The 13014-nt window shown below is 63.0% G+C and carries 12 protein-coding genes and 1 pseudogene; 5 read left to right on the forward strand and 8 right to left on the reverse strand.

Annotated features, from left to right (window positions below):
* Positions 1-180, forward strand: a 180-nt coding sequence (locus BM059_RS24890) for a transposase (protein WP_074941748.1), incomplete at its 5' end; no start/stop codon positions are given.
* Positions 181-618: 438 nt separating this feature from the next.
* Here the strand turns inward: BM059_RS24890 and BM059_RS24895 are convergent.
* The 7 genes from BM059_RS24895 to BM059_RS24935 all read right to left on the reverse strand — a co-directional run bounded on the left by BM059_RS24895 (position 619) and on the right by BM059_RS24935 (position 8597).
* Positions 619-1146: a GNAT family N-acetyltransferase gene (locus tag BM059_RS24895; RefSeq protein ID WP_083413325.1), complete on the reverse strand. Its 528-nt coding sequence runs from the start codon at positions 1144-1146 to the stop codon at positions 619-621.
* Positions 1121-2149, reverse strand: a complete 1029-nt coding sequence (locus tag BM059_RS24900; protein ID WP_074941750.1) for an IS30 family transposase — start codon at positions 2147-2149, stop codon at positions 1121-1123. Before BM059_RS24900 ends, BM059_RS24895 begins: the two co-directional genes overlap by 26 nt.
* Positions 2150-2873: 724 nt before the next feature.
* Complete coding sequence (locus BM059_RS24915; RefSeq protein ID WP_074941752.1) at positions 2874-5045, reverse strand: TonB-dependent receptor plug domain-containing protein; 2172 nt, start codon at positions 5043-5045, stop codon at positions 2874-2876.
* Between the two features lie 333 nt (positions 5046-5378).
* A complete protein-coding gene (phnE, locus tag BM059_RS24920) occupies positions 5379-6140 on the reverse strand; it encodes a phosphonate ABC transporter, permease protein PhnE (RefSeq protein ID WP_074941753.1) in 762 nt (253 codons plus the stop codon).
* On the reverse strand, positions 6137-6964 hold the full coding sequence (locus tag BM059_RS24925; RefSeq protein WP_074941754.1) for a PhnE/PtxC family ABC transporter permease: 828 nt from the start codon (positions 6962-6964) through the stop codon (positions 6137-6139). Before BM059_RS24925 ends, phnE begins: the two co-directional genes overlap by 4 nt.
* Complete coding sequence (locus tag BM059_RS24930) at positions 6958-7758, reverse strand: phosphonate ABC transporter ATP-binding protein (RefSeq protein WP_074941755.1); 801 nt, start codon at positions 7756-7758, stop codon at positions 6958-6960. The genes BM059_RS24925 and BM059_RS24930 overlap by 7 nt, the downstream gene beginning before the upstream one ends.
* A complete protein-coding gene (locus BM059_RS24935) occupies positions 7755-8597 on the reverse strand; it encodes a putative selenate ABC transporter substrate-binding protein (RefSeq protein ID WP_074941756.1) in 843 nt (280 codons plus the stop codon). The genes BM059_RS24930 and BM059_RS24935 overlap by 4 nt, the downstream gene beginning before the upstream one ends.
* A gap of 154 nt (positions 8598-8751) precedes the next feature.
* Between BM059_RS24935 and selD the strand changes: the two genes are divergently transcribed.
* The 4 genes from selD to BM059_RS24955 are packed head-to-tail and all read left to right on the forward strand — an operon-like array spanning position 8752 to position 12607.
* Positions 8752-9786 (forward strand): selenide, water dikinase SelD, encoded by a 1035-nt coding sequence (gene selD / locus BM059_RS24940; RefSeq protein ID WP_074941757.1) that lies wholly within the window; start codon positions 8752-8754, stop codon positions 9784-9786.
* Complete coding sequence (mnmH, locus tag BM059_RS24945) at positions 9786-10886, forward strand: tRNA 2-selenouridine(34) synthase MnmH (RefSeq protein WP_074941758.1); 1101 nt, start codon at positions 9786-9788, stop codon at positions 10884-10886. The genes selD and mnmH overlap by 1 nt, the downstream gene beginning before the upstream one ends.
* Before the next feature lie 48 nt (positions 10887-10934).
* On the forward strand, positions 10935-11825 hold the full coding sequence (locus tag BM059_RS24950; protein WP_074941759.1) for an NAD(P)-dependent oxidoreductase: 891 nt from the start codon (positions 10935-10937) through the stop codon (positions 11823-11825).
* Positions 11822-12607 carry a hydroxypyruvate isomerase family protein gene (locus BM059_RS24955; protein WP_074941760.1) on the forward strand — a complete coding sequence of 262 codons (786 nt, stop codon included), beginning with the start codon at positions 11822-11824 and terminating at the stop codon, positions 12605-12607. The genes BM059_RS24950 and BM059_RS24955 overlap by 4 nt, the downstream gene beginning before the upstream one ends.
* A 132-nt stretch (positions 12608-12739) precedes the next feature.
* Here the strand turns inward: BM059_RS24955 and BM059_RS25540 are convergent.
* A pseudogene (locus BM059_RS25540) lies at positions 12740-13014 on the reverse strand (IS481 family transposase); the annotation flags it as partial.

The following is a 13014-nucleotide window of genomic DNA, read 5'->3' on the forward strand; positions in this document are numbered from 1 at the left end:
AAGCGCACTGTTGAGCATCCCTTCGGGACGCTCAAACAATGGATGGGATCCACGCATTTCCTCACACGTAGGCTGGCCGGCGTCAGCGCGGAGATGAGTCTGAATGTGCTCGCTTACAACATGAAGCGGGTCATGAGAATCATCGGTGCCGAAAGCTTGTTGAAGGCAATGGCGGCGTAAAAGCCCTTGGCTTTTGCTGCTCCAGGTGGCGCTAAAATGCTTCATAAGCGCTCCGGAGCGTTACTGGTGCTGATCGTGGCAAATGCGTGGGCAATCGACTCGCCCAACTGCGCTGAGCTGAGGCATCCACGATACGAAAGTGTTTTTACACACTCTGGGCCAGAAGCGGTCAGTCGAGTGCAAGTGAAAAACACGCTTAGCCAGCTGACAACGTAGGCAGATCTCATTCAGGCCAGCAAGGGCTTAACGGGCTAGATGCTAGCCATCTCTGGCTCGTTTGCAGTGTTAGCCTGCCTGTCGATCAAATGGATAGCATGCATCTAATCGATCAGAAATGTATTGAGGCATGGCAACCCAGGCCCGAGACGGCGGGTCCAGAAGCCGCTTACTTGAGATAGCCAAGGTCGCCAAATGTGCATTCCCTGGCTGACGCTGCGATCATGCGCCATTGGGTGATTTTTCGTAGTAACAATAGTCGCCCTTTTGGTGAACAAACTCATAACCTGCGGCCTCATACAGTTGCTTAGCAGGGTTGTGGCTTATTACGCCAAGTGAAAGTCGCGTCATGCCATTTTTTACAGCCTGGGTTTCAAAATGCTTGAGCAAATATGAACCAATACCCCGCCGACGTTGGTCGGGCAGCACATTGATGGAGCTTAAAATGGCTTCATCGCCCCTTACCTCCCAAAAGTAGTAGCCGACGACCTCGTCACCTGATTCAGCCACAAACATCCGCGACAGGTTCGATATCCATTGCTCAAGATGCCGATCGATTGCACCTTGCCAACTATGGAGTGATTCGGACTCAAAATCCTGGATATAAGCGCGCTCAAGTCTGAACACGAACGGTAGATTTTGCGGGGTTGCTTGACGCAAGTTTGGTATCACTGGGCTCTCCAATGTTAATGCTGGGCGGTTGCAGGAGCTGAGTGCAACACGGTCATTGAATTGAAGCTGGAGCATCATGCCGCATAGCCATGGCTTCCTGCATCACCCTGCCCATAACTTCGATTGGGCATTTGAAGTCGAAGCGTTTACGCGGGCGCATGTTCAGTTGTAGTGCGATGGCATTCAGTTCTTCCTGGCTATGTACCGAGAGTTCTGTGCCTTTGGGTAGGTACTGGCGGATCAGGCCATTGATGTTTTCGTTGCTACCACGCTGCCAAGGGCTGTGCGGGTCGCAGAAGTAAATTGCCACCCCGGTCTGCTGGGTGATTTCAGCATGCCGCGCCATTTCTCGGCCCTGGTCGTAGGTCATGCTCTTGCGCATCGCCAGCGGCATGCCATTAAGCGCTGCACTGAAGCCTTCCATCGCCGAGGTCGCCGTCGCGTCGTTCATCTTCACCAGCATCAGGTAGCCACTCGTGCGCTCCACCAGCGTGCCTACACACGAGGCGTTGGCCTTGCCCTTGATCAGATCACCTTCCCAATGCCCTGGCATCAGCCGGTCTTCGATCTCCGGTGGGCGCGCATGGATGCTGACCATCTCGGGAATCTGGCCACGGCGATCCACGCCGCCAGAGCGCGGCCGGCGCGTCGTCTTACTTTGGCGCAGACAGATGATCAGTTCCCTACGCAACTCGCCGACCGGCAAGGCATAGATGGCGTTATAGATCGTCTCGCGATAGACGTAGGCATCTCTGAGGCTGGGAATGTTCATGCTGCGCAGCTTGCCGGCAATCTGCTCGGGAGACAAACGTTCACGCAGCATATGAGTCACCAGCTCGAAACGCTCACTCCCGGGCAATAGCTTTCGTTTCGGTCGACAGCATTGGCGGCGGGCCTGCATCTGCTGCTGGGCCATGCGAGCCGAGTAGCCACCACTGGCAGCTCGATTGCGGCGCAGCTCCCGGCTGATGGTCGAAGGGGATCGGGTGATCAAGCAAGCAATCTTGCGCAGGCTGAACCCTTGGGCGCGGCCGATTTGAATGGTGGCGCGTTCTTCAACGCTGAGTTCGGAATAAGACATAGGGGCAGCACCGTACCGGAAAGGTCAGGTGTTGCACTCAGTTTTTGCCGCCGCCGCTTATCAGCAGAACTAGTGAAGTTCATATCGCACAAGCGTAATCCGATGAGGCGACATTCCCCTGAATGTGGCGTTGGCTAGGGACGAGCTGTACCAGCGCGAAATGAGACATACAGGGCGACCTCTCAGCCACAGAAAACTCATCGGGACAACGCTGCTAGTCAAAGGCCTGGAATACGACCATGCCGTCGTCCTTGATGCAGACTCTCTCGGATCCTAAGCATCTGTATGTCGCGATGACACATGGCTCGAAGTCCCTCACCATCATTGGGAAGAGCAGATACATTCCGGCAAAATGATCTAACATCAAAGACCCATAGGGCCGAGACCTCCGGGACGCCTGTGAGACCCTTTCAGTCTTGAGCAAATCAGTCCGCTTTTGGCCGATAGCTGTCTGTCATTCGGTCGTCCACACCCTGGCCATCATCCACGGCCAGCACCATCAGAGACATGGCTAAGACATTTTGTGACCAGCGTGGCACTGGCGGGGAGCGTCCGGCACAGACGGCCTCGACTTCCAGCTTGCTGTGGTCGCCCAGAGGCTGATGGTGTTATTGCTGTTCAGGGCTGGGGTGTGGAATCTGTAGGGTCCTGATGCCGCCGCTACCAGAACGAAAAAGGCCCCCGGCACTGACGCGCCGGGGGCCTCTGGGTGCAGCGCGAGCGATCAGAACGCGGTTTGCACACGCACGTAGAAGGTACGGTAGGTGCCTTCCTCGGTCAGGCTGTTGCTTTCCAGAAGGCCGTTGGCGCCATAGGTGGTGGCGCGGCTGTCCTCGTTCTGGGCGAACAGGTTGAGTACCGACAGGTTGAGGCTGGTGTTCTCGCTGAGCTGGGTGCGCGCCGAGATATCGACACGGCCAACGGCGTCCTGATCGTTCTCTGCCGTTTTGCCCGAGCTCAGTCGGTACTTCTGGTTGTAGCCGCTGTTCCAGTTGTAGTTGACGCCGAAGGTGGTGCGCAGGCTGGCCAGGTAGTAGTCGGCGCCAGCGTTGAACAGGTAGTCCGGCTGATCGAGGAAGCGTCGGGTTTCGCCGGTGGCTTCGCTTTTCAGGCGGGTGTGCACGGCGGTGGCGTTGGACCACAGCGTCAGTTGCGGCAAACCGAGTGCATCCAGCGGTGCGCGTGCTTCCAGTTCCAGGCCGCTGGCCTGGCCGTCGCCGGCGTTCTCCGGGCGGCTCAGCCAGCGGCCATTGTCCTGCTGGCTGAGCACGTTTTCGATCTTGTCACTGAACTGGCGGTGGAACAGGTTGGCCGAGAGCAGGCCGCGTTGGTCGTTGAAGAAGTGATCCAGCCCCAGGTCGACGCCCCAGATGGACTCCGGTGTCATCCCCGGGTTGCCGCCAGTGTCGGGTCGGGCCAGCGTGCCGGAGTCGGTGGTGACGGTCGGGCTCAGCTCGCGCAGGTCGGGCCGGCGCAGGGTGCGGGCGATACCCAGGCGCCAGTCGGTATTGGTGCTGAGATGGCCGAGGTAGCTGATCGACGGTAACGGGCTCAGCTTGCTGGTCTGCTGCTTGGCACCATTGAAATCACGGGTGCGGGTGTGGGCGTCTTCCAGGCGCAGGCCGTAGGTCAGGCTGTCGCCCCAGGGCAGCAGCCAGGTGTCCTGAGCGAACAGGTGGGTAATGTCCTCACGGATCTGATAAGTGCGCGCGGCGTTGATGGGGCGGACGGTGCCGTTCTCGATGTTGCTGTTGTCCTCCTCGCGGGTTTCGCGGCGTGCGCCGGCGCCCCATTCGAGGCTGTGGGCGTCGAGCAGCGTCTTGACCTTGAGGGTGGGCGATACCGAGGTCATGTGGATGTTCTCGCTGCGCAGGCGCGTGCGATCCAGGTTGCCGTTGGCCCGGTAGCGCTTGGCGTCGCGGGTGGTGTCCTCGTCGGCCTTCTGCAGGTCGAGGCTCAGCAGCAGCTCGGTGTCGTCGCTCCACTGGTGCGTCCAGTCGCTGAGCAGGCCGAGGTTGGTGCGCTTGCGCTCGCGGTCTTCGAACTCGGTGCGCCGCACAGCATTTTGCGCAGCTTCCAGCTCGGCGGCGATGTCGTCGCGGTACTCGGTGGTCTTCAGGTAATCGAGCTGGAAGTTCAGGCGGTTGTCGTCGTCCAGGCGCAGCTCCAGCGACGGCAGAAAGTTGCCTTGCTCGAAGCGCCGCTTGTTGGTGCCCAGCTCACCGCCATTGGCGCCGCTGTTGTTGAACACCAGCGAATCCTTGCTCTCGTTACGGCGCTGCAATTGCACGCCACCGGCCAGGTTCAGCGTGACGTTGTCGTTGCCCAGGCTGTAGAAGGCGGTGGCATCCCCAAGGCCACCATTGCTTTCCATGTGCCCGGCGCCGATGCCGATCTCACCGTAACCGCCCTTGGCGCGCTGCTTGAGGATGATATTGACCGTGCCTGCGGCGCCCTGGCCCTCCTGGCTGGCCAGGGGCGAGCGGATGATCTCCACGCGCTCGACCAGCGAGCTGGGGATGCGATCCAGCTGCACGCTGCGTTTGGAGTTGGCATCGAGCAGGCGCCGGCCGTTGACCAGCACTTGCGCGTACTCGGGGCCGATGCCGCGCAACTGCACCTCACGCGCACGGTTGGCACCGGCGAAGGAAACACCGACCAGACGGCGCAGCGCGTCGCCCAGCGGCTGGTCACCGAACTGGTTGAGCTGCTCGGCCTCGATCACAGCCTTCGAATTGCTCGCCTCACGTCGCTCGGCGTGGGCACGCTGGACGGCGTTCTCGATGGGGGCGCTGGAAATTTCCATGGAGTCCAGGCTGATGACCTGGGCGGCAAGCGGTGCGCTGCAGCTGGCAAGCAGGAGGCCCAGCAGCGCGTTCTTGTTTCTGTTGTGCATGATGGCTCTTATCGTTTTATATTTTACTAATGATAATCATTGCTAAATGTATAAATCAATCATGCGCGTGAAGGTTTTGCCGAAAGGAGTGGGGGAGGTGATGAAGCCAGGTCGGACGTCATGAGTTACGACGTTGGGCTTTGGGCATCTTTTGGCTGGTGCACGTGCGCCATTACACGTCATCGCCAGACTTCTCCGTCGAGAGTCCGTTGCCGATGGATCGACGGTTGCGTGTACAACTGCGAGAGCGTCTCGTAGCGGATGGGTCAGCTGTCGATGGTGGTTGCGGTGTCTGGCATGCGATAGATCGTGTAGGCGCTGATGGTGAACAGCTCAACTCACCCAGCGTTGCCGCGCCCAGCCGCTCAAGCCATCGACCGCCAGCACCAGCAGCAACATGGCCAGGATTACAGTGGCTGCCTGGGCTTCCTGGAACAGGCTGAGCGACACGTAGAGCATCTGCCCCAGGCCGCCGGCACCGACGAAGCCGAGCACGCTGGCCATGCGGATGTTGTTCTCCCAGCGGTACAGGGTGTACGCCACCAGTTGCGGCCAGACGCCCGGCAGGGTGCCGTAGCAGAAGGCGAGCATGCGCCCGCCACCACTTTCGCGGATGGCGTCGGCCGGTTCGCGCGGGGTGTTTTCTAGCGCTTCGGCGAACAGCCGGCCGAGTACGCCTGCGGTGTGCAGGGCCAGAGCGAGGGTGCCTGCGTTGGGGCCGAGACCGGCGGCCAGCACCATCAGAGCCGCCCAGACCAGCTCGGGGATGGCGCGCAGGGCGTTGAGCAGCAGGCGCGTGAGGTGCAGGGCGACACCGCCGAAGCGCCCGGCTGCCGGAAGTGCCAGGGCCAGGCCAAGCAGGGCGGCGAGCAGGGTGCCGATGGCGGACATGGCCAGGGTTTCCAGCGCGCCACGGCCGATGGCCTGCAAGTGTACGGCCGAGAAGTCCGGCTGCAGGAAGCCGCTGGCGTACTTGCCCATCTGCGCCAGACTGTCGCCGGTGACCAGGGCGCCGAGGTCGATGCCTAGATAGATGAACGAGGCAGCCACCGCGCCGAGAATGGCAGCGAGCAGGATCACATTGCCGGCTCTCATGTCAGCCTCGCGCGCAGCAGGCGACTGAACTGGTCGGCCAGCAGTACCAGCAACAGGAAGGTGAGCAGCATGCTGGCCACTTCGCCGCCGGCGAACATGCGCAGCGACAGGTCTATCTGCTGGCCCAGCCCACCAGCGCCGACGAAGCCCATCACCACCGAGGCGCGAATGGCGCATTCCCAGCGGTACACGGTGTAGGAAAGCATCTCTCCCGCAGCGTTGGGCAGCACGCCGTAGGCGAAGGCGGCCAGGCGGCTGCTGCCGGCGCCAAGCAGGGCTCGTGTGGGGCGGCCGTCGACCGACTCGAAGATTTCCGCATAGACCTTACCGAGCATGCCGGCGTAGGTGATGGCGATGGCCAGTACGCCGGCGGTGGGGCCGAGGCCAACGGCGCGCACGAACAGCAGCGCCCAGACAATCTCCGGCACGCTGCGCAGGACGATCAGCAGGCCGCGCACCGGCCAGCGCGCCAGGTTTGCCCACCAGGCCGGACGGCCACCCCGGTGCACGGCCGATAGCGACAGCGCACGACTGGCCAGCAGCGCGGCAGGGACAGCGATCAGCAGCGCCAGGCTCATGCCGGCGGTGGCGATGGCCAGGGTTTCCAGGGTGGCGCGGCCGAGCAGGGCGAGGAACTCGGCGTCATGTGCAGGCGGCCAGAAACCGGCGAGGAAGTTGCCCATGGCGCGGGTGTTGTCGCCATCGACCAGCACGGCCAGGTCCAGCTCGCTCAGGCTCAGGCCTGGCCACAACAACAGCAGCGCCAGTACGGTGATCAGCAGGCGCGGCAGGGCGGCGGGGTCGCGTGGGGCGGTGGTCAGCATCGCGGGATATGCGTCGGTTGCGGCTGCACAGGGGAACTGGGCGTGGCCTGCAATTGTTCGTTGGCGTACAGCGCTTGCAACTGTTCGGGCTGCACCTGGGTGGCTGGCAGGTCGAAGGCGATGCGCCCGTCGCGAATACCGATCACCCGGGGGAAGTGCGCCAGGGCCAGGTCAACGGCGTGCAGGCTGGCCAGCAGGGTCATGCCGCGCTCGGCGGCCTCGCGGTTGAGCACGGCCAGGGTGTGGCCGGCCAGTACTGGGTCCATGGCCGAGACCGGTTCGTCAGCGAGAATCAGCTCTGGCGCTTGGTACAGCACGCGGGCGATGCCGACGCGCTGCAACTGGCCACCGGAGAGCTGGTCGCAGCGCTGGTAGAGCTGCTCGCTGATATCCAGCCGCGCAAGGGCGGCCTGGGCACCGTTGGCATCCAGCGGATGCAGCAGGTTGATCAGGCCCTTGGCCAATGACCACTGGCCAAGCTTGCCGGCCAGCACGGCGGTGACCACGCGCTGACGCGGCGGCAAAGGCGGTGCCTGATGGATCAGGCCGATACGTGCACGCAGGCGCTGGCGCTGGCGGGCAGCCAGACGCCAGGGGTTGTGCTGCAGCAGGTCGAGCTCGCCGCGCGTGGGTTGCAAGCTGGTGGCCAGCAGGCGCAGCAGGGTGGTCTTGCCGGCGCCGGAGGGGCCGATGATGGCCACCCGTTCGCCGGGGCTTACCCGCAGATCGATGTTGTCGAGCGCGACCTTGCCGTTGGCGTGGGCCAGGCCCACGCCACGCAGGGCGATGCTCACTTCAACAGGCCAGCGGCGCGAGCGGCTTCTTCGATGCCTTCGTAGTTTGCAGGCTGGGTCTCGATGAAGCGGCTGGCAGCCTGCAGATCAAGAATCGCCTTCTGCTCGGGCTTGGCCGGGTCGAGGGCGAGGAAGGCGCTCTTGATCTTCGCCTGTAGCGCCGTATCGAGGTTGCCGCGCACGGTCCAGTTGTAGTCGTAGTAGGTCGGGGTGGTGGCGAAGACCTTGACCTTGTCGGTGTCGACCTTGCCGGCGTCGACCAGCTTCTGCCACACCGAGGCGTTGAGCACGCCGGCGTCGGCCTTGCCTGCCTGGATCCAGGCTGCAGTGGCGTCGTGCGCACCGGAATAGGCCACGCGGCTGAAGAAGTCTTCCGGCTTGATGCCGTCCTGTAGCATGAAGTAGCGCGGCATCAGGCTGCCTGAGGTGGAAGACACCGAGCCGAAGGCGAAGGTCTTGCCCTTGAGGTCCTGCAGGGATTTTACCGCTGGGTCGGAGGTGATGAACTTGCTGGTGAACTCGGCATCCTGCTCACGCTGTACCAGCGGCACGGCGTTGCCGGTCTTCAGGCGTGCCTGGACGAAGGTGAAGCCGCCCAGCCAGGCCATGTCGATACGGTCGGCGGCCAGCGCCTCGACCACGGCAGCGTAGTCGGCTACCGGCACGAACTCCACCTTCATGCCCAGCTCCTGTTCCAGGTAGGCGCCCAGCGGTTTGAACTTGCGCAGCAGCTCGGTGGGAGCCTCGTCAGGGATGGCCGAAACCTTGAGAACGTCGGCGGCGACAACGGAAAAGGACAGGGTCAAGCCGGCGGCCAGGGCCAGGATATGTTTGAACATGAAGATTCTCCGGTTCAATGGCGGAAAAGGTTCGCAGTGGCGCAGGTGCGCCTGCTGAGGGTAGTCGAGACGCGGGCGATTATAGGGGCGAGCCGGTTAAAGAACAGCTTTGCTAGAATCCGCGCCTTGTTTCCGATTTACCGAGAGCGATGCCATGAGCGAGCCGATCCGATTGACCCAGTACAGCCACGGTGCAGGTTGCGGCTGCAAGATTTCTCCCAAGGTGCTGGACGTGATCCTGGCGGGCAGCGGCGCGCAGAACCTCGATCCACGGCTGTGGGTCGGCAATGCCTCGCGTGACGACGCTGCTGTCTATGCGCTCGATGAAGAGCGCGGCGTGGTTTCCACGACCGACTTTTTCATGCCCATCGTCGATGACCCCTTCGACTTCGGCCGCATCGCCGCCACCAACGCCATCAGCGACATCTACGCAATGGGCGGCGAGCCGCTGATGGCCATCGCCATTCTCGGCTGGCCGGTCAACGTGCTTGCACCGGAGGTCGCCCGCGAGGTGATTCGTGGCGGCCGCGCGGTGTGCGATGCCGCGGGCATACCGCTGGCGGGTGGACACTCGATCGATGCACCGGAGCCGATCTTCGGCCTGGCCGTGACCGGTGTGGTGGACAAGCGACACATGAAGCGCAACGACACTGCCACGGTCGGCTGCAAGCTGTACCTGACCAAGCCGCTGGGCATCGGCATTCTCACTACCGCCGAGAAGAAGGCCAAGCTGCGCGAGCAGGACGTCGGTCTGGCACGAGACTGGATGTGCACCCTGAACAAACCGGGCAGCCGCTTCGGCAAGCTCGCCGGTGTGCAGGCGATGACCGACGTGACCGGTTTTGGCCTGCTTGGCCACCTGGTGGAGATGGCCGAGGGCGCCGGGCTGACCGCGCAACTGGACTACGCGGCCGTGCCATGCCTGCCGGGTGTCGAGCACTACCTGGCCGAGGGCTGCGTGCCGGGCGGTACGCTGCGCAACTTCGACAGTTATGGCGAGAAGATTGCGCCGATCAGCGAGGTGCAGCGCAACCTGCTGTGTGATCCACAGACCAGTGGCGGTTTGCTGGTGGCAGTGGCCCCTGAAGGCGAGGCGCAGTTTTTGTCCGTGGCGGCCGAGCAGGGCCTGGAGCTTGCGCCCATCGGCCGGATGATCGAGCGACAGCGTTACGCGGTAGAGGTGGCCTGATGCGTGACAACACTGCCGACTATCGCGAACTTTTTCTCAACGACGTGCCGATGATGGATATGCGCGCCCCGGTGGAATTCACCAAGGGCGCCTTTCTCAATAGCACCAGCCTGCCGCTGATGACCGACATCGAGCGGCAGAAGGTCGGCACCTGCTACAAGCAGAAGGGCCAGCAGGCCGCCATCGAACTGGGCCACCAGCTGGTTTCCGGCAAGGTCAAGGCGCAACGGGTCGAAGCCTGGGCGGCCTTCGCCAATGCCCACCCCGATGGCTACCTGTACTGTTTTCGCGGCGGCCTGCGTTCGCAGATCGTTCAGCAGTGGCTGAAGGATGCCGGCATCGACTACCCCCGGGTGATTGGCGGCTACAAGGCGATGCGTACCTTCCTGATCGAAACCCTCGAGCAGACCGTGGCCGAGTGCGATTTCATCATCGTCGGCGGCATGACTGGCACCGGCAAGACCGAAGTGGTGGCGCGTCTGGCCAACAGCATCGATCTGGAAGGGCACGCCAATCATCGGGGGTCCAGCTTCGGCAAGCGCGCCACCAGCCAGCCCTCACAGATCGATTTCGAGAACCGCCTGGCGGTGGACCTGCTCAAGCGCCGCGCCCGCGGCCAGCAGCAGTTCGTACTGGAGGATGAGAGCCGCCTGATTGGCACCTGCTCGTTGCCCTTGCCTCTGCACCTGGGGATGCAGCAGTACCCGATGGTCTGGCTCGAAGACAGCTTCGAGGGGCGAGTGGAGCGTATCCTCGGTGATTACGTGATCGACCTGGCGGCCGAGTTTCTTGCTGTGCATGGCCGGGAGCAGGGCTTCGAGCGCTTCGCCGAGCGCCTGTTGCAGAGCCTGGACAACATCCAGCGGCGCCTGGGGGGCGAGCGTCATACACGCCTGCGCGGCCTGATGCAGGAGGCGCTGGACGCGCAGCGCAGCACGGGCTCGGTCGAACTGCATCGTGGCTGGATCGAAAGCTTGTTGCGGGAGTACTACGACCCGATGTACGCCTATCAGCGCGACAGTAAGGCCTCGCGGGTGGAGTTCAGTGGCGATGCCGATGCGCTCGTCGCCTATCTGGCCGAGCGTTCAGCGAGCCGCTGACGCGGCCTACCGAATACGTCTAACCGCTGTTTGAAAATGGAGTTTGAGATGAGCACCTCCCTGCCTGCCATCGCCTTTGCCGGTATCGGCCTGATGGGTCTGCCGATGACCCGCCGCCTGCTCGCTGCCGGTTACCCGCTGACCCTCTGGAACCGCACACCGGACAAATGTGCGCCATTGCTGGAACAGGGCGCGCACCGCGTGGAGGACCCTGCCGAACTGTGCCGCGATGCCAATGTGGTGATGCTCTGCCTGGCCAATACCGAGGTGGTACGTGAGGTGGTGTTCGGTCCGGGCGGGATCGTCGAAGGTGCTCGGCCGGGGCAGCTGTTGGTGGATTTCTCTAGCCTTGAGCCGGCTGCGACGCGCGAGATGGCCGCTGAGCTGGAAGCGCGTACTGGCATGCGCTGGGTGGATGCGCCGGTTTCCGGCGGCACGCCGGGGGCCGAAGCGGGCACCTTGGCGATCATGGCCGGTGGCCGTGAAGAAGACGTGGAGCGCGTGCGCCCGATCCTCATGCAGCTGGGCCAGCGCCTGACGCGTATGGGCGAGGTGGGCGCAGGGCAGGTGACCAAAGTGTGCAACCAGATGATCGTTGCCTGCAACGCCCTGGTGATTGCCGAAGTGGTGGCGCTGGCCGAACGTGCCGGTGTCGATGCCAGCCTGATCGCTCCGGCGCTGGCCGGTGGTTTCGCCGACTCCAAACCGCTGCAGATTCTGGCGCCGCAGATGGCAGCCAGCCAGTTCGAGCCGATCAAGTGGCACGTGCGCACGCTGCTCAAGGATCTCGATACGGCGGTGAAGCTGTCCCGTGAGCAGGGCAGCGCCACGCCCATGAGCGGGCTGGCCGCGCAGTTGATGCGCCTGCACGGCAGCCAGGGCAATTTGCAGCGTGACCCGGCCACACTGGTAGAAATGCTGCGGGAGCAATGCCCATGAAGATCGCCGCCAACCTGTCCATGCTGTTCACCGAATTGCCACTGCGCGAGCGTGTGCTGGCGGCGATGACGGCGGGTTTCGACGGCGTGGAAATTCAGTTTCCTTACGAATTGCCCGCGGTCGCACTGAAAGAAGTGCTGGAATTGACCGCTCTGCCGTTGCTGTTGATCAACGTGCCGGCGGGCGATCTGATGACCGGCGGCCCCGGCCTGGCCAGCGTACCGGCACGCCAGACGCAGTTCGACACCGCGCTGCAGGAGGCACTGACCTACGCTGCCATGGCGCGCCCGGCCTGCATCAACGTACTGCCCGGCCGTCTGGCTGAGGGCGTGAGCCGCGAACAGGCGCTGGATTGCCTGGCCGCCAACCTGCGCAAGAGCGCCGAGGCCTTCGCGGCGTTGGGCATTCGTGTGCTGGTGGAGGCGATCAACCCCATCGACATGCCGGGTTTCCTGATCAATACGCCGGAGGATCTGGATGCGCTTCTGCGCGCGGTGGATCACCCGAATCTGGCCGCGCAATACGACCTCTACCACATGGCGCGCCAGGAGTTGGACGTGGCAGCAGGCATGCGCCTGCTGGCTGGGCGCATCGGTCATGTGCAGTTTGCTGATGTACCTGGGCGCGGTGCGCCCGGTACGGGGGAGCTGGCGTTCCCGGCGCTGCTCAGCGCACTACGTGATAGCGGTTATACCGGCTGGCTGGGCGCCGAGTACAAACCGGGCGAGGTGGGTACGCAGGCCAGTCTGGGCTGGTTGGCGCATTGGCAGCAGCGCACGTAGGGGGCGCTGTGCGCAGCGTGTTTCACATGGTGGGTGACTGGACCGGTGATGGGTGTTTGCCTCGGTGCGCATGGTGTTCAGCCGGGGGACATGGTAAACACCTGTCGGGGGACATGGGTAACAGGTTGATGATCATGTTGCCCGTTGCCTCAGGTCTATCTGACGCAGCGTTTTGCGGATGAAAACCACATCGTAGACGTCATCTTCGGCGGTGGGGCGGATGGCGACCCTTTCCCCGTATAAACCTCCGCTGACGAAGACGTTGAGCCCTTTGAAATACACCTGCCCGGTCCGACGTACCTTCACCACGTGGTCTCCCGGCTCGTACTCGATTGTTGGCAGTTGTTCCGGGTAGCTACGTGGGCTGGGCCGATAGCGTTCTATGGGCGGCCGTTGGTCCAGAGCCT

Source organism: Ectopseudomonas composti (genome assembly GCF_900115475.1).
GTDB lineage: Bacteria > Pseudomonadota > Gammaproteobacteria > Pseudomonadales > Pseudomonadaceae > Aquipseudomonas > Aquipseudomonas composti.